The following is a 15,223-nucleotide window of genomic DNA, read 5'->3' on the forward strand; positions in this document are numbered from 1 at the left end:
CACCTCCCGCAGAACAAAAGCGGAAAGTGTAACCCATGTGTCCGGTACGAAATGTCACCTATGTATCGGGCCGCTCATCTGTGTCCAGCAGCGCAACAGCGTCTCGCCGTCTTGTTCGGTCGCATAGCGATGCGGCAACCCCCCAAGGGACCGGGGTATTGATCTGGATCAATCGTAGCTGCCCCAGGCTCACTTTGGTGCTGGATGCACCCGCCGGCCGCGCTGGATCTGTCAGTGCCAGGATGCTCGCGCCGGAGGGTATGCGTTGCGAGGAGCCAGATGTCACCCGTGCACCGTACCATGTTCGCCTCTCCCCATGTTGCGATTGCCGCGCTGGTGGTCCTGGCCTGCTGTTCATGCACGCTCCGTCCCTTGCAAGGCGTGCTCGTGCCGAGCAATGAGTTGGTCGAAGGCGCCTCGCAAGTCCCCATTCTGATCGGGACGACGCGCGCACGATCCGGCAGCGACGCCGGCGAGATGTTCAGCCGGGATCCGTCCAACGAGATGGCCTTCGGCCAAGTCACGGTCTCCATTCCGCCGGATGCTTCTCGTGCAGTCGGCGAAATACAATGGCCGCTATCTCCTCCTGGCGATCCGCGAAAAGATTTCGTAACCGCATCGGCGGAATACCTGGATCGCGCTCAATTCGGCAATGCCATCACCAGCTTGGCCAAGGCCAGGCATCGCAGCAAGGCGATGGTCTTCGTTCACGGATTCAACAATCGCTTCGACGACGCGGTGTATCGCTACGCCCAGTTCGTGCACGATGGCAGGCTTCCCGTAGTTCCGATCCTTTTTTCCTGGCCATCGCAGGGAGCGGCAAACCTCGGTTCATACGAGCACGACCGCAAGGTCGCGCTGGAATCCGGCGTGCCGCTTGTCCAGCTGCTTGATGCAGTGAACTCGAATCCCGGCGTCAGGGAGATCACGCTCGTCTGCCATTCCATGGGCTGCCTGATAACTCTCGATGCGCTCCACATGAAAGCATCGCGCGGCGGAACGACATCGAAGCTGAAGAACGTCGCGTTTGTCGCACCCGACGTCGACTTTGATCAATTCATCAGCCAGGTCGGAGAGATGGGGCCGCGCCGCCCCCGGATGGGCTTGTTTCTGTCGCAAGATGACGCCGCCCTCAAACTTTCAAAATCGATTTCGGGAGGGTCCAACCGCGTCGGCGACATCAATCCGGATCAAGAACCGTACAAGAGCGCAATTGCACAGCAGAAACTGCTTGTGTTCGACCTGACTCATCTGGGAGGAGACGACGCGCACTCCAGGGCGTTCGACGAAATCAGCAGCGTGATGGGCATGCTGGAGCGGCGGCTCGCGCAGGGCCAACAGCTCGGAGAGGATACGTCACGAACGGCCTCTGCCAGGTGATCACAGCGGGCATCGACCCGACGAGAGGCTGCGCTCAACAGATATCGGCCACAAACCGATCCATGTAGTCGAGCAATTCCCTCCCGTCGTGCCCGCGCAAGGCATCGGACAGAACCCTGTCGATCGCGGTAGCCCTGCCTGCATAGGCCAGCGCCCAGCGCGCGTATCTTCGCTGTTCGGTCGGATGGGTTTGCAGGGTCAGAAGGCCGGTGTGCCTCTTGTCCCTGCAAATCGACGTTTTCATTCTCTTAAGCTCTGCGTCCGATCCCTCGAGAAACTGGGCAAAGTGAAGACCGGAAAACAGCAACACGCCGGTCAGTCCAAGCTCCGGGTTTCGCACTCGCGCGATGCTCCAAATGCTGGCTATCTCATCGTCAGCATTCTGCCCGAGCGTGCTGGTGCTGACGTAGAGCCATGTTGCGAGCATTTCTCATTCTCTCACGAGCAATGCCGGTGCAGCAGCCGCGCAGCTGTCGACACGGCGGGACGGGTCACGAACCTGGCTTGCGGTCTGCCGTCAATATCGTGACCCGCAAACGACTGCCTACCGCCGTACTCCAACGCGATTGACACCGCCGTTTAAGTTGCCGCCGGCGTTATGACGGACCGCAGCGCGCGCCACCGGGCGAGGCCTGAGCACGACGCCGGCCCGCGCGACACAGCCTGCCGGATAGCCGACATACGTGCAGTAGATTACGGCCTTGGCCGGTGCCGGACTGAGAGTCACCCCTGCAAGCCCCAGCAGGAGGCTGGCTGCGATTCCCGTAACAGTCACAGAGCTGGTCGAGAGACTCTTGGTCCGATGCATGGTGTTCCTCCTCATCGTACGCGAACCGGAAGGTGATAACGCCGCGTCAGGCGCGGCTGAACATATCGTGAGCGGCAAGGGATCGGTGATGTTGACGTAGATCAACGGCGGGCAGCACAAGCTGCGACTGCCGGGACATCACAGTGGCCGGGGCAGGCATGGTATGGCTGTCGTGATCGGTCCGGAGGTGTAGCTGGCGGTCCGTCAATCCAATCGTCGCCGGAGCGATCAATCGGATCAGTCAGGACGTGGACATGGCCGCCCTACAGGAGCGCAGCAAGCCCGACGAGGGCGATCGGAGCCAGACCTAGAAGAATGATCATTGCGTCATAGAGCGCTTCCGAGCGCCCGAGCGTCGCTGCTGCACGGCGTCCGGCAATGATAAGGGCGGGGCGCTTGCTGAGTTTGCGGGGCTCGCGGCCATTCGCCTGAGAGAATTCCAACAGGCCATAAGTCATGGGAGCCCCCTACATGGGTTCCCATACTAGGCCGGAAAATTTTCCCGCGCAAAGTGCAGTTTGTGCCAGCTGCGCGTAGCTCAAATGAGCAGTCAAATGAGGGGTCAGCAGAAAGCCCCGCGCGAACCGCGACTTCCCATAGCCCGGCCATGACGACGTTCGAAACCTGACTTCGCGATCTCGCGCGTCTACTCCGCGACCGTCTGGATCACGCTGCTCACCGGGCGGGTCGGCGCGGTCGAGACCTTCTCGGTCTTGGCCATCATCGCGTCGTATTCGGGCAGCGTCTCGATCTGGGTCTTCGGCTTCATCCAGACCACCTTGTAGCCGCCTTCCTTCAGCTTGCGCAGCAGGGTCGGCAGCGCCTGCGCGGTGTGCTTCTGCAGGTCGTGCATCAGGATGATGCCCTTGTGCTCCTTGTCGAGCCCCGCCATCACGTTCTTGATGACCTCGTCCGCGCTCTTGGACTTGAAGTCGTTGGAGTCGACGTCGACGGAGAACTTCGCGATGTTGCGGCTCTCGAGATAGGCCAGCGTCGCCGGCGTGTGCGCCAGCGCGGGAAAGCGGAAGAACGGCGCCGGATTGGCGCCGAGCGCGATCTTCACGGCGCTGAAGCCCTTCTCGATCTCGTCCTTGGCCTGCTGCTCGGTGAGCTTCTTGCTCGCCAGATGCGCATGCGACCAGGTGTGGGCGCCGATGGTGTGGCCGGCGGCCATGACCTGGCGCAGGATGTCGGGATGATAGGTCGTGTGCAGGCCGATCGGGAAGAACACCGCCTTGGTGCATTCGTCCGCCAATGCCTTGAGCACGGCCGGCGTGGTCGGCCACGGGCCGTCGTCGAAGGTCAGCACGATCTCGTGGTCGGTCAGGAAGTCGAACTGCTTGTATTGCAGGAAGCCGAAGCCCGGGCCGCCCGTGGTGTCGACCACGACGGTGCGGCTGATGCCGAGCGCATCGGGATTGGCGCATTTTTGCGTGGAGGCGACCGGAGCGGGCATCGGCGCGGGAGCAGCCGCCGGAGCAGGTGCCGCTGCCGCCGGGGTTGCATCGGCGCGCTTCGTCGAAAGCGCGGCAGTGGTGTCGACATCATCCTTGGCCGCCGCAGCAAGCGGATCGGCCGCGCGTGCGGCCACGGTTTGGGGAGCGGCGGCGTCGGCGCGCGGGGAGGAGGTCCAGAACCACACTCCGGCGATCGCGACCGCCATGACAAGACTGGCCAGCATCAGGCCCAACGGATTACGCATCGGTACACAACTCTTTCGGAACTCGGGGTACGCCACAGCCGTAACGACTGATTAGTGCCAACAAGGTCTTAACGTGGTCCCAACACGAGGTTGGGAGGATAAGAAAAAGCACGGCTTGCGCCGATGTGATGATCGTCACAGTCGGCTCGCGCGGGTCGGCGCAGGATTGCACCCATCGAACAACGGGCCCGCCTTTGCGGTGCCGATGGGAGCCGATCATGATCATGACGACATTGTTCAAAAGCCGGCTGTGCCAGGCCGCCGCCGCGATGACTTTCGCGGTCGCCTTCTCCGCGCTGTCCTCGACTGCGAGCTTTGCCTTCAGCGCCGAAGCGCAGCAGATGTGCACGGGTGATGCGTTCCGACTCTGCAGCGCCGAGATCCCGAACATCCCGAAGATCACCGCCTGCATGATCAAGCATCGCTCCAATCTGAGCAGCGGCTGCCGCGCCGTGATGGACCGCGATCTGGCCGCCCAGCGCAAGGTCGCCGCCGAGTAATTGCGCGCCGGATCCGCCCTGCGACGACGGGACGCAGCCGCCGGCGGGGAGCGCACGCACTCCAGGGATGGCCGACCGCGCCCGGAACAAGGCCGTCCTTCCATCGTTTCAAGCTTCTTGGCCGCCCGGAAAGGCGATACAACGCCGCCGTCGCATTCATTGAAGGCTTGAGAGATGATCCGATTTCTTTTTGTCGTTCCGTTCGTTCTGATCGCGTCCACGGCCTCCGCGCAGCAGCAGGGGCGCGATGCCTGCACCCGCGACGCCTCGCGGTTCTGCCGCCACCACCTCGATCAGGGCGACGACGCCGTGCTGGCCTGCCTGAAGGAGCACCGTGCCCGCCTGAGCAAGGCGTGCCAGCAGACGTTGACCGAGCACGGGCAGTAGATTCCCAGACCAGCGAGGCTACGTGCTGCTCCCCGCCGCGGTCGCGACCACCGGCAGCACCTCGCCGGCGGTGCGGTCCGGCGTCTCGTCCTTCCAGCGCACCGAGCCGAACGGGCGCTCCAGCATGCGGCGCACCCGCACCGGCTCGGCGCCGATGTGGAAGTCCGCCGCCTTCTGGTGCAATTCGCGCTCGATCTGGGTGGCGCGGTTGCGCTGGCGCAGGAAATCCAGCCAGGTCGGGCAGTGGTAGCGCTCGGTCCACAGTTCGGGATCGGCGATGTCGCGCGCGATCGACCAGCCATAGGCGCCGTTGCGCTGGCGGCTAAGCTGCACCTCCAGCATCACATTGTGAAAGGCGCGGGCGTTGTCCTGCGCCACCCGATATTCGATCTCGACCACCAGCGGCCCGCTTCGTCCCTTGAGTTGCAACCGCACCTCGGGATCGGCGAGCGCCTCGGTGGCATCCTCGTTGCGCGCGCCGACCGGCGGCATCCTCAGCCAGAGGCCGAGCAGCGGCGAGATCAGCATCAAGGCGCCTGATATCAACAGCGCGGTCTCGACGCCGGCGACGTCGGTGATGCGGCCCCAGATCCAGCTGCCGATCGCAATCCCGCCGGCGATCGAGGCCTGGAACGCCGCCAGCGAGCGGCCGGCGACCCAGCGCGGTGCCGACAGCTGCACGCCGATATTGAACAGCGCCACCGCGAGCATCCACACCGCGCCGGCGACCACCAGTGCCGCGGCCGTGATCACCGGCTCGTTGCTGATGGCGACGGCGCCGATCGCGCATCCCATCGCCAGCGCGCAGGCCCGCACCGCGGCTTCGCCGCTCATGCGCCGGCGCACCTCGCTGATGTTGAGCGCCCCAATCACGGCGCCCATGCCGAAGGCGCCGAGCATGATGCCGTAGGTCTGCGCGCCGCCATGCAGCAGGTCGCGCGCCACCAGCGGCATCAGCGCCGAGACCGAGCCGCCGATGATGCCGGTGACCATGGTGCGGGTCAGCACGACCCGGATCGACGGCGAGTTGGTGATGTAGCGCACGCCGGAGACGATGGCGCGGTTCAGCCGCTCGCGCGGCAGCCGCGACGGCTCGCTGACGCGATTCCACAGGAACAGCACGATCATCAGCGGCAGATAGAGCACGGCGTTGGCCGCAAACGCCGCGACCGCGCCGGCCGCGGCGACGACGATGCCGCCGATCGCGGGCCCAAAGCTGCGGGCGATGTTGTAGCTGATGCCGTTGAGCGCGACCGCGGCCGGCAGCGTCTCCGACGGCACCTGCTCGCTGACCGAGGATTGCCAGGCCGGTCCGAACAGCGCCATGCCGCTGCCGACGACGAAGCACAGCGCGAGCAGGATGTTCGGCGTCACCAGCTTGAACCAGGCCAGTACCGTCAGCGTCGTGGCTCCGCTCAGCGCGATCATGAGCGAGACCAGGGCCACGATGCGGCGGTCATGCATGTCGGCGATGGCGCCGGCCGGCATCGAGATCAGCATCACCGGCAGCATCAGGGCGGTCTGTACCAGCGCGACCTTGTCGGCCTCCGACGTCATCTGGGTCATTGCCCAGGCGGCGCCGACGCCCTGGATCAGGATGCCGAGGTTCGAGAGAAGGCTGGCGAGCCAGATCCGCCTGAAGATTCCGTGACGTAACGGTGCAGTGATGCTGTCGGTTCGAACAGGCGGTGCGGTCATATCCGGTTCCGTTTGCCCTGCCATGGCTTGCTGATGATTCCGGCGGGGTCACAGATGCCTGCGAAAAGCCTGTCATGTCCAGTATTTGCGACCCTGTTCGCGGGCGTAGGGCACAGCTAAAGTACGGCTTGAGGCTTGGGGAGGGGAAACACATGGAGCTGTCGCGGCGGACGATCTTGAAGGGTGCCGGCGCGCTGTCCTTGCTCGGGGGCCGTCTCGGCGCTCCGGCCCTTGCGCAGGCGGCACCCGGCGTGTCCGGCGCCGACATTGCGCCGATCCTGTTCGTGCACGGCAATGGCGACCAGGCGCCGCTCTGGGTCACGACGATCTGGCGGATGGAATCCAACGGCGTGCCGCGCGAGCGGATGTTCGCGATCAACTTCACCGATCCGCTGGCGCGGACTGACGACAAGGTCGAGCAGGCGGGCCGCTCCTCGACCGAGGATGCGCGCCGCGAGCTTGGCGAGGCGATCAGGGAGCTGAAGCAGAAGACGGGTGCTGCTCGCGTAGCATTGGTCGGCAATTCGCGCGGTGGCAATGCGATCCGCAATTATGTCAAGAACGGTGGCGGCGGCGAGGTCAGCCATGCGGTGCTGTGTGGCACGCCGAACCATGGCGTGTATGCCTCGGACGAGGGCCTCGGCAACGAGTTCAACGGCCGCGGCCCGTTCCTGCGGGGCCTCAACGAAGGCGACAGCGAGGTAGCGGCAGGCACCGCGTTCCTGACGCTGCGCAGCGACGGGCTCGACAAATACGCGCAACCCGACGGCCGCTTCATCGGCAAGCCAGGCACGCCGACCAATGTGACATCAGACGGCCCGGCGCTGAAGGGCGCCACCAACCTTGTGATCGGGGCGGTCGATCATCGCGAGACCGCATATCATCCGCGCGCGTTCCGCGAGATCTACAAATTCATCGCCGGCCGCGAGCCGTCGCGGATCGAGATCGTGCCGGAGGCAAATGTCAGGCTGAGCGGCCTCGTCACCGGCACGCCCGGCGGCGTGCAGACCAATCGTCCGGTCGCGGGCGCATCCGTCGACGTCTATCACGTGGCGGCGGAGACCGGAGAGCGTATCGGCGGGCCGGTGCACAGCTCGCAAACCAGCGCCGACGGCCGCTGGGGTCCGGCACAGGTCGATCCGTCCTGGTATCTCGAGATCGTGCTGACCTCACCGGGCGCGGTGACGACGCATGTCTATCGTTCGCCGTTTCCGCGCTCCTCCGACATCGTGCATCTGCGCGCGGCGCGGCCGCTCGGTCCGACCGACGCCGGTGCCGGCGCAATCGTGCTGATGTCGCGGCCGCGCGGCTATTTCGGCTTGCCGCGCGACGTCGTGCTGTTCGACGGCAGGGAGCCGGCCGACGTGAAGCCGGGCGTGCCGACCGACGCGGTGACGACATTGCGGCTGGCCGAGGCGGAGATCGGGCGTCCGATGGTTGCGATCTTCAACCAGGAGCGGATCGTGGCGCGGGCCTGGCCGGCGTCGGAAAACCGCATTGCGGTTGCGGAGCTGACTTATTAGGTCATTGTGTGATCCACCCGCCTTCATGGCGTCGGGATCGCGTGGCTGAATTCGATATTGCGAGCGGGGACGCGAGGGATCATGAGCATTGCCGAAGTCCACGACATGACGGTCACGCGGCGGCCGCTGGTGCCGCCGACTCCGCCGCGCGCGCCCGACGACATGACCGCGTTCGGGCGGATGCGTGCGATGGGCAAGTCGCCGATCGAGGCCTGGGGCCGGCGCGCCTATGAGGAGGACATCGTTCAGGGCCGCTTCCTCCGCCACTCCAGCTTCATTCTCAACACGCCGGATGCGATCCGGCATGTGCTGGTCGACAATTACGAGAACTATACGCGCACCCCGGCCGGCATCCGCGTGCTGCGCCCGATGCTCGGCGAGGGACTGTTGATCTCCGAGGGCCGCGCCTGGAAGTATCAGCGCCGCACGCTCGCGCCGGCGTTCACGCCGCGCGCGGTGACGACGCTCGTGCCCTACATGATGACGGCGACCGACGAGACGATCACCAAGCTGAAGGCGGCGAGCGGCGGGCCGGTCGATCTGCGCGAGGCGATGCAGCGCATGACGCTGGAGATCGCCGGCCGCACGATGTTCTCGTTCGGCATGGACCGCCATGGTGCCGCGCTCCGCGACTTCGTGATGGAGTATGGCGAGACGCTGGCGCGGCCGAGCATGCTGGACCTCGTGCTGCCGCTCGGCTGGCCGACCCCGCACGATTTCCGCCGCGCCCGCTTCCGCAAGCGCTGGACTGCTTTCGTCGGACAACTGATGGCCGAGCGTCGTGCCGCCGGCAAGGACGCCGGCGCGCCGGCGCGCGACCTGTTCGACCTGATGGGCGACGCGCGCGATCCCGAAACGGGCGAGGCCTTCACCGACGCCCAGCTCGGCGATCAGGTCGCGACCATGATCCTGGCCGGACATGAGACGACGGCGACCGCGCTGTTCTGGGCGCTCTATCTGCTGGCGCTCGATCCTGCGACCCAGGAGCAGTTGGCAGCCGAAGTCAATGGCGTGGCAGCAGCTGGCACGCTCGACATCGAGCAACTGAAATTCACCCGCGCCGTGATCGACGAGACCATGCGGCTGTATCCGCCGGCATTTTTGATCGCGCGCGCGGCCGCAGGCCCCGATACGATCACGGGCCATCCGGTCAGGAAGCATGACGTGATCCTGATCGCGCCCTGGCTGTTGCACCGGCACGAGAAATTGTGGCGCGATCCGAATGCGTTCATGCCGCAGCGTTTCCTGACGGGCACGCCACCAGATCGCTTCGCCTATCTGCCGTTCGGCGTCGGCGCGCGGGTCTGCATTGGCGCGCATTTCGCGCTGGTCGAGGCGACGCTCGCGCTCGCAAAACTCATCGGTGCGTTCCGCGTCGCGCTGACCGACAAGGAGCCGGTGCTTCCGGTCGGCGTGGTGACGACGCAGCCCAACCGCTCGCCGATGTTTGCGATCACGCCACGCTGAAAACCCTTGCGTGACGATCCTCGAATGCTCATCTAGTGCGTGATGAGGCCAAGTTGAATCGTCCTCGCGCTCCGGTTTCCGCCTGAGCGTGGCCTTTTCGGAAAATCGCTTCAAACTCGGCGTCCACGCCGCCCTTCGGGCGCGCACCATGCTTAGGTTCTCACCATGAGCGATACGCAGGCCCAGTTCTCAGTGCTCAGGCAGACGGCCGATCCTGACGTCATCGACGCGATGGAGCGTCTGATCGCCGATGGTCATGATCGCGAGCTCAATCGCATCAACCTCCTGGATTTTTCGGGGCGCACCGGGCTCGATCAGGAGAAGGTGATCTCCGGCTTCCTGCATGCCTCGCGGCTCGGCCTGTTCGACATGAGCTGGAACGTGCTGTGCCCGGGGTGCGGCGGCGTGCTCGATCACCACGCGTCGCTGAAGTCGCTGCGCCATGACGATTACAATTGCGCGCTGTGCGCGTGCGGCTACGAGGCCTCGGTCGACGAGCTCGTCGAGGTGGCCTTCACGGTCAGCCCGCGGGTCCGCCACATTGCCGCGCACGAGCCCAATTCGCTGCCGATCTGGGAATATTTCCGCCAGATGTTCTGGAGCTCGGGCATCGACTTCGACGAGAAGACATTGTCGACCCTGATCAACGAGGTGACCCTCGAAGGGCTCGAGTTGCCGCCCGGCGAGAAGGCGCTGCTGTCGCTCAATCTGCCCAATGAGTTCGTCATCGTGTTCGAGCCGGTGACGCATTCGGCGCACTTCTTCGCGGTCGATGGCGAGCCGACCACGGAACGCCAGCAGTTCTCGATCGCGTTCAACAAGCTGCAGGCGCCGACCGGCACCTCGACGATGCGGCCGGGGCCGTTGCGGCTCTCGCTGGAGAATCAGGCTGACGTCCGCGTGCTGCCGTCGGTCTGGATCGCGGGCGATCCGCTGCACAAACTGCTTGGCAAGCGCAAGCCGATCCTGACAGCGAAACGGATGCTGTCGAACCAGACCTTCCGCGATGTCTTCCGGGCCGACAATCTCAACGTCGATCAGCGGCTGAAGATCACGGCGCTAACGTTCCTGTTCACCGACCTGAAGGGCTCGACCGCGCTCTATGAGCGCGTCGGCGACCTTGTCGCGTTCGACCTCGTGCGCGCGCATTTCCACGCGCTGCTCGATATCATCGCGTCCGAGCACGGCGCCGTGGTGAAGACGATCGGCGATGCCGTGATGGCGACCTTCATCAAGCCGGAGCACGCGCTCTCCGCGGGCCTGCGCATGCGCGCCGCGATGAAGAAGCTCAATGCCGAGCGTGGCAAGGAGGACCTGATCGTCAAGATCGGCATCCATGAAGGCCCTTGCCTGGCGGTGATGCTGAACGAGCGGCAGGACTATTTCGGCCAGACGGTGAACATCGCCGCGCGGGTGCAGAGCCTGTCGACGTCGCAGGAAATCCATCTCACACAGCCGGTGATGGAATCGCCCGAGGTCGCGGGAATCCTGGACCGTGCGGCGATAAAGCCGATCCAGAAGGAAGCTGCGTTGCGCGGCATCGCCGACAAGCTCGTGGTGTACGAGATTCCTTAGCGCTCGTCGTTGCGAGCCGACGGGTCGCGCGAATGCGCGCCCGATGACAGGCTCCCCGAAGCAACCCATCTCCCGGCGCATGCGGAATGCTTCGTAGCTTCAGCGCAAATTGCTATGCAACTTCGTCGCGAGCTCCTTGCAATGACGGCAAAACGGGCCAGGTTGCCCCAAGATTACCCAAACATAATGCTTCAGCCGGAACCCGCGCCAATTGCGCCGGTTTTGTTTCCGCGCCATATAGCTGTCATCAGGCTTCACTCGACAGAGAGAACGATGCTCGACGGACTCCGCCAATTCATTGCCGATATCGTGTCTTCAGATGCGCAGTCCGACCGGACCTTCAACGACGGCGACTATCGTCTGGCGGCGACCGCACTCCTGGTCCACGTCGTCTCGCTGGATGGTGAGCCGACGGCCGCAGAAAAGCTCAAACTGCACAGCCTGATCGAAAGCCGCTTCCAGCTCGATCGCGGCACAGCGGACCGGCTGATTGCCTCGGCGATGCGGGTCGAGGGCGAGGCCGTCGATCTCTATCACTTTACCAGTGTGATCATGCGCTCGGTGAACGAGGAGGGGCGGCTGCGCATCGTCGAGATGATGTGGGAGCTGGTCTATGCCGACGGCCAGGTCACTGAGTTCGAGGACAATGTGGTCTGGCGCGCCGCCGACCTCCTTGGCATCTCCTCGCGCGATCGGATCGACCTCAAGCATCGCGTGGCCGAGAAGCAGGCCGGGCTGCCCAAGGGGCCGTGGGGCACCGCGGATGCGGCAATCTGACAGGCCAGCCATGCACGGCACGCCGCGGTCCCGCCATCATCGCGGATGACGAAACTTTAATGTGTGCTGTGATTGCCGAGATCATGGGCGAACCGCCCGAAAATCCGGCGTTTGACTTTCAAACCCGTGCGGTGTTGCTGTCGACAGACTTACGGACGGCTTGCGTCCCACCGCATGCCTATGCTCTCGTCGCGGCCGTTCGAGACCTCTCTGGGATTTGAATAAGAGTTTGATCGTGACCGAGCGTGTGACGCTGATAACCGGGGCATCGGCGGGCATAGGCACCGAACTGGCGCGCGTGTTTGCATCCAACGGTCACCGTGTGGCGCTGGTGGCGCGCCGAGCCGATCGCCTCAACGCGCTGGCCGACGAGCTCAGCGGCAAGGGTGGCGCGGCGCCGGTCGTGATCCCCTGCGATCTCCAGCAGGTCGATGCCGGCGACAGGATCGCGGCGGCGCTGGCGGAGGCTGGCGTCGAGATCGAATATCTAGTCAACAATGCCGGCTTCGGCCTGTTCGGCGTAGCCGTCGAGCGGGACCGTGCCGAACAGCTCAACATCATCTCGGTCAATGTCCGGGCATTGACCGATCTGACGCTGCGTTTCGCCGATCAGGTCATCCGCAACCGCGGCGGCATCCTCAATCTCGGCTCCATCGCCGGCTTCCTGCCAGGGCCCGGCATGGCCGTGTACTACGCCAGCAAGGCCTATGTGCTGTCGTTCTCCGAGGCGTTGCGCTGCGAGCTGGCGCCGAAGGGCGTTCGTGTCACCGTGGTCTGCCCCGGTCCCGTGCCGTCCGAGTTCCAGGCGCGCGCGGGATTTGCACCCGGATTCGATTCCGCCATCCTCGACGTTTCGGCGGCCGAGGTTGCGCGGCAGGCCTATCGGGGGCTGATGGCCAACAGGCGGGCGGTGATGCCCGGCGCCTTCATCAAGCTCGTGCCGTTCCTGCTCCGCCTGTTCCCGCGCGCCTTCATCCTGTCGGCGGTCGGCGGTTTCCAGCTCCGCAAGCGATAGCAGGCTGTTGAAGAAGTCTTCGAACGGCGCGCGATGATTGGGATGTCATCCGTTCGGCACGACTTGAGTGGATGCTGATCGTGGCATCTCTGGTAGGACTCGCGCTGGCCGTGGTGGCGTTAGCAGATTGGAGCCAACTCGGTTTTGGCGATTTGAGCCCCGATGGCACGATGCGGCTCGTCATTCGCTCGGCAACCGCCGTCCTTTTGGCTTTACAATCTTGTGTACGGCGGATTTTTCATCAGCATTCTCCAACTACAATCCAACATTCACGGAATGGCCTGACCGGTCCGGCTTAGCGAAAGCTTGCGATCAGTAACGTTGGTCGGCCCGTCATGGCTTCACCGCATAGAGCACGAACCCCGATTCGGCATCTTCGGCCACCGCCGTCAACCAAGCCGGAGGGGTTCCGGCAATTAGTACGTCCCAGAGTGTTGTTTCCGGCAAATCCACTACGACCCCTGAGCGCATTCCACCCCTACAGGCCAACACAAAACGCGCTCGTGTGGCCTGCACAGCTTCCGGGACCACGTTGCCCGGCTCCGACCGCCACGCAGCGTGCAACCGCATATAGGCCATCGCATTGCGGTGATACAGCGAACCCACCGTTAGAATGCGCGTTCGATAGAGCAGCTCCGGCACCAAGTTCGGATCCGTTAGCACCACTGCTCCAGCAGCCTGTCCGAGCAACCGCGTCGCCGCTGCCCCGTCGCAAGACGGACTGCCGATCGCGATATCCGGCCCCACACCCAGTGGCGTGTTTTCGGCCGCCAGCGACGGGATCAGCAAGTATCCCAGTATTAGACTCACGCGGAGCGCACTCCCCGCCAGTGATGGCATGACATGGAATCCCAGCAGATGTCTCGAAGGTTTCGTTGGACCATCGGTAGCTAGCGTCATTCCCACTGGGAAGAGGACGACCCCAGCCACGGCCGAATACGTGGAGAACCGAAAGTGCAGGAAGCCCAACACCAGCATCGCAACCATGCATGCAGCGGCGTACAGCGCCAACCACCGCGTTGGCCCAGTCGCCCGTCGCGCGAGCACCAGCAGCACCCCGAGCCCCATGAAACCCGGCGTTAAGAAGGCCAGGGCGCCTCGTGTCGTCTTGATGGGCTGCATTTCCAGGATCGTTGAGAACATGATCCGCAGCGCTTCGGCATCTGGCAGCCCCTCCGGTCCCAACAACACCTTTGGGAACGCCGTGAGCCAGGCACCTAGCGCTATGACCGCGACTGCAAGGCCCGCTACCGCTGTGGTTGGCCGACGAGGCGCGCGGCCTAGCCAATCCAGCCCAAGTCCGGCCACCGCGCAAGCAAACCCGAACCCCACCCACACGACCGAAATGCGGTCAATCTCCACCGCACCGTAACCGGCATAGGGTGGATCGAGTAACAGGGCCGCAAGTAATACCAGCAGCATTGCGATCCCCGCCGCTCGCGCCGCAGACCCCGAGCGGCCGTTCGGCCAGAATAGCCAAGATAGCGCCAGGCCGCCGAATGCCATTGTCAGGAATGGATAAGCTTCCGGGGTAAGTACGAGCGCCACACCCGCAGCCAGGCCCATCCCAACTCCTGCCCGAGACCCGTCTGAAACCGCCCGTAGCGCGAAGCCACACGCGGTAACGATCGCTGCGGCCACCGGGATGTGGTGATGCACCACGCCGGGCAAGGCATAAGGTGCTACCGCAAAGCTTGACGACATCAGCGCCGCAGCCAACCAGCGCTGCCTCGGCGGACACAGTGGCACCACTGTCCAAGCCGCGGCTACCCCCAGCAATCCTACGGAGATCGGGCCGACAAACACTGCTCCCGCGTGCAACGCGGCATGCAGATCCATCGACACCATGAATGGGGCGGAGAACAGAAGCACCAGCGCTTCCAGGAGGTGTGTCCAATGCAGTAAGGAGCCCGCACCCGACCCGTCCCGGGCCACCAGATACACGGCATGCCCTGCCCGCACCCCTTCCTCGAGGCGGACCATACGCATATAGCTATCGGGATTGAACAGACCGCCGGCTAGCACCGCGCCGAGGTTGCCATTCACAAGCTCCATCGCCGACGCGATCATTGCAGCCAGAAGGAAGCAGATGATCCCTTCTCTGCGCGTAAACGGCGCCAACGATTGCAACTCTAGCGGCATTTCGAAAGATCACCCGATTTGGGAAAATGCATTCTCACAACGCTAGTGAGCTCTTTCAGAGGCATCCGCGGGCACCCCAGTAGAGCACTCCGACGATCGAAATTCAAAGTGATGACAGACGGATGCGCCGAAGCGCCGCCTGCATGCGAGCGCCAACATTGCAGTAGGAGAGCTGAAGCTGATCATCGAGATGATGACTCGAACGAGCGTGCCCGCGCTATTGTCTCGATCTGGAGGGCCGGCGAGTCG

At 64.2% G+C, this 15,223-nt stretch carries 14 protein-coding genes; 8 read left to right on the forward strand and 6 right to left on the reverse strand.

All coding sequences use genetic code 11. The features are described 5' to 3' along the window. The first annotated feature begins 279 nt into the window (after positions 1–279). Positions 280–1,380, forward strand: coding sequence for an alpha/beta hydrolase (locus tag JQ586_RS16415; protein ID WP_249147672.1), 1,101 nt, complete (start codon positions 280–282; stop codon positions 1,378–1,380). A gap of 34 nt (positions 1,381–1,414) precedes the next feature. Here JQ586_RS16415 and JQ586_RS16420 read toward each other — a convergent pair whose 3' ends face one another. The 4 genes from JQ586_RS16420 to JQ586_RS16430 all read right to left on the reverse strand — a co-directional run bounded on the left by JQ586_RS16420 (position 1,415) and on the right by JQ586_RS16430 (position 3,890). Continuing rightward, the gene (locus JQ586_RS16420; protein ID WP_212395639.1) at positions 1,415–1,807 is read right to left on the reverse strand and encodes a BLUF domain-containing protein; all 393 of its coding nucleotides are present in this window, start codon (positions 1,805–1,807) and stop codon (positions 1,415–1,417) included. Between the two features lie 117 nt (positions 1,808–1,924). After that, on the reverse strand, positions 1,925–2,188 hold the full coding sequence (locus JQ586_RS40510) for a hypothetical protein (RefSeq protein ID WP_249147675.1): 264 nt from the start codon (positions 2,186–2,188) through the stop codon (positions 1,925–1,927). A gap of 263 nt (positions 2,189–2,451) precedes the next feature. Further along, positions 2,452–2,646 (reverse strand): hypothetical protein, encoded by a 195-nt coding sequence (locus JQ586_RS16425; RefSeq protein ID WP_212395640.1) that lies wholly within the window; start codon positions 2,644–2,646, stop codon positions 2,452–2,454. Positions 2,647–2,834: 188 nt separating this feature from the next. Next, positions 2,835–3,890: a polysaccharide deacetylase family protein gene (locus tag JQ586_RS16430; protein ID WP_212395641.1), complete on the reverse strand. Its 1,056-nt coding sequence runs from the start codon at positions 3,888–3,890 to the stop codon at positions 2,835–2,837. 269 nt (positions 3,891–4,159) lie between these two features. Here JQ586_RS16430 and JQ586_RS16435 point away from each other — a divergent pair, with 269 nt between their 5' ends. Together JQ586_RS16435 and JQ586_RS16440 are read left to right on the forward strand one after the other, a co-directional pair. Next, positions 4,160–4,390 carry a hypothetical protein gene (locus tag JQ586_RS16435; protein ID WP_249147685.1) on the forward strand — a complete coding sequence of 77 codons (231 nt, stop codon included), beginning with the start codon at positions 4,160–4,162 and terminating at the stop codon, positions 4,388–4,390. A 174-nt stretch (positions 4,391–4,564) separates the two neighbouring features. Next, a complete protein-coding gene (locus JQ586_RS16440) occupies positions 4,565–4,777 on the forward strand; it encodes a hypothetical protein (protein WP_212395642.1) in 213 nt (70 codons plus the stop codon). Between the two features lie 18 nt (positions 4,778–4,795). Here JQ586_RS16440 and JQ586_RS16445 read toward each other — a convergent pair whose 3' ends face one another. Continuing rightward, positions 4,796–6,475, reverse strand: a complete 1,680-nt coding sequence (locus JQ586_RS16445; protein ID WP_212395643.1) for an MFS transporter — start codon at positions 6,473–6,475, stop codon at positions 4,796–4,798. Between the two features lie 152 nt (positions 6,476–6,627). On the opposite strand from JQ586_RS16445, the gene JQ586_RS16450 reads away from it, so the two are divergent. The 5 genes from JQ586_RS16450 to JQ586_RS16470 all read left to right on the forward strand — a co-directional run bounded on the left by JQ586_RS16450 (position 6,628) and on the right by JQ586_RS16470 (position 12,832). After that, entirely contained in the window at positions 6,628–7,998 is a 1,371-nt protein-coding gene (locus JQ586_RS16450; RefSeq protein WP_212395644.1) for a hydrolase, read from the forward strand. Between the two features lie 81 nt (positions 7,999–8,079). Further along, the gene (locus JQ586_RS16455) at positions 8,080–9,465 is read left to right on the forward strand and encodes a cytochrome P450 (protein WP_212395645.1); all 1,386 of its coding nucleotides are present in this window, start codon (positions 8,080–8,082) and stop codon (positions 9,463–9,465) included. Between the two features lie 165 nt (positions 9,466–9,630). Continuing rightward, the gene (locus JQ586_RS16460) at positions 9,631–11,040 is read left to right on the forward strand and encodes an adenylate/guanylate cyclase domain-containing protein (RefSeq protein WP_212395646.1); all 1,410 of its coding nucleotides are present in this window, start codon (positions 9,631–9,633) and stop codon (positions 11,038–11,040) included. A gap of 273 nt (positions 11,041–11,313) precedes the next feature. Then, positions 11,314–11,817, forward strand: a complete 504-nt coding sequence (locus JQ586_RS16465; RefSeq protein WP_212395647.1) for a TerB family tellurite resistance protein — start codon at positions 11,314–11,316, stop codon at positions 11,815–11,817. Positions 11,818–12,052: 235 nt separating this feature from the next. After that, positions 12,053–12,832, forward strand: coding sequence for an SDR family oxidoreductase (locus JQ586_RS16470; RefSeq protein ID WP_212395648.1), 780 nt, complete (start codon positions 12,053–12,055; stop codon positions 12,830–12,832). Between the two features lie 333 nt (positions 12,833–13,165). Here the strand turns inward: JQ586_RS16470 and JQ586_RS16475 are convergent, their stop codons facing one another. After that, positions 13,166–14,953, reverse strand: coding sequence for a hypothetical protein (locus tag JQ586_RS16475; protein ID WP_212395649.1), 1,788 nt, complete (start codon positions 14,951–14,953; stop codon positions 13,166–13,168). Between the last annotated feature and the right edge of the window lie 270 nt (positions 14,954–15,223).

The sequence above is a fragment of the Bradyrhizobium jicamae genome, from assembly GCF_018130215.1.
In the GTDB taxonomy this organism is placed as follows: Bacteria; Pseudomonadota; Alphaproteobacteria; order Rhizobiales; family Xanthobacteraceae; genus Bradyrhizobium; species Bradyrhizobium jicamae_A.

Bases quoted from the DNA above. Each gene is read 5' to 3' on its own strand.
- JQ586_RS16425 (WP_212395640.1), bottom strand. From the start codon at position 2,646: ATGACTTATGGCCTGTTGGAATTCTCTCAGGCGAATGGCCGCGAGCCC.
- JQ586_RS16440 (WP_212395642.1), top strand. From the start codon at position 4,565: ATGATCCGATTTCTTTTTGTCGTTCCGTTCGTTCTGATCGCGTCCACG.
- JQ586_RS16465 (WP_212395647.1), top strand. From the start codon at position 11,314: ATGCTCGACGGACTCCGCCAATTCATTGCCGATATCGTGTCTTCAGAT.
- JQ586_RS16415 (WP_249147672.1), top strand. From the start codon at position 280: ATGTCACCCGTGCACCGTACCATGTTCGCCTCTCCCCATGTTGCGATT.
- JQ586_RS16435 (WP_249147685.1), top strand. From the start codon at position 4,160: ATGACTTTCGCGGTCGCCTTCTCCGCGCTGTCCTCGACTGCGAGCTTT.
- JQ586_RS40510 (WP_249147675.1), bottom strand. From the start codon at position 2,188: ATGCATCGGACCAAGAGTCTCTCGACCAGCTCTGTGACTGTTACGGGA.
- JQ586_RS16420 (WP_212395639.1), bottom strand. From the start codon at position 1,807: ATGCTCGCAACATGGCTCTACGTCAGCACCAGCACGCTCGGGCAGAAT.
- JQ586_RS16455 (WP_212395645.1), top strand. From the start codon at position 8,080: ATGAGCATTGCCGAAGTCCACGACATGACGGTCACGCGGCGGCCGCTG.
- JQ586_RS16430 (WP_212395641.1), bottom strand. From the start codon at position 3,890: ATGCGTAATCCGTTGGGCCTGATGCTGGCCAGTCTTGTCATGGCGGTC.
- JQ586_RS16445 (WP_212395643.1), bottom strand. From the start codon at position 6,475: ATGACCGCACCGCCTGTTCGAACCGACAGCATCACTGCACCGTTACGT.
- JQ586_RS16460 (WP_212395646.1), top strand. From the start codon at position 9,631: ATGAGCGATACGCAGGCCCAGTTCTCAGTGCTCAGGCAGACGGCCGAT.
- JQ586_RS16450 (WP_212395644.1), top strand. From the start codon at position 6,628: ATGGAGCTGTCGCGGCGGACGATCTTGAAGGGTGCCGGCGCGCTGTCC.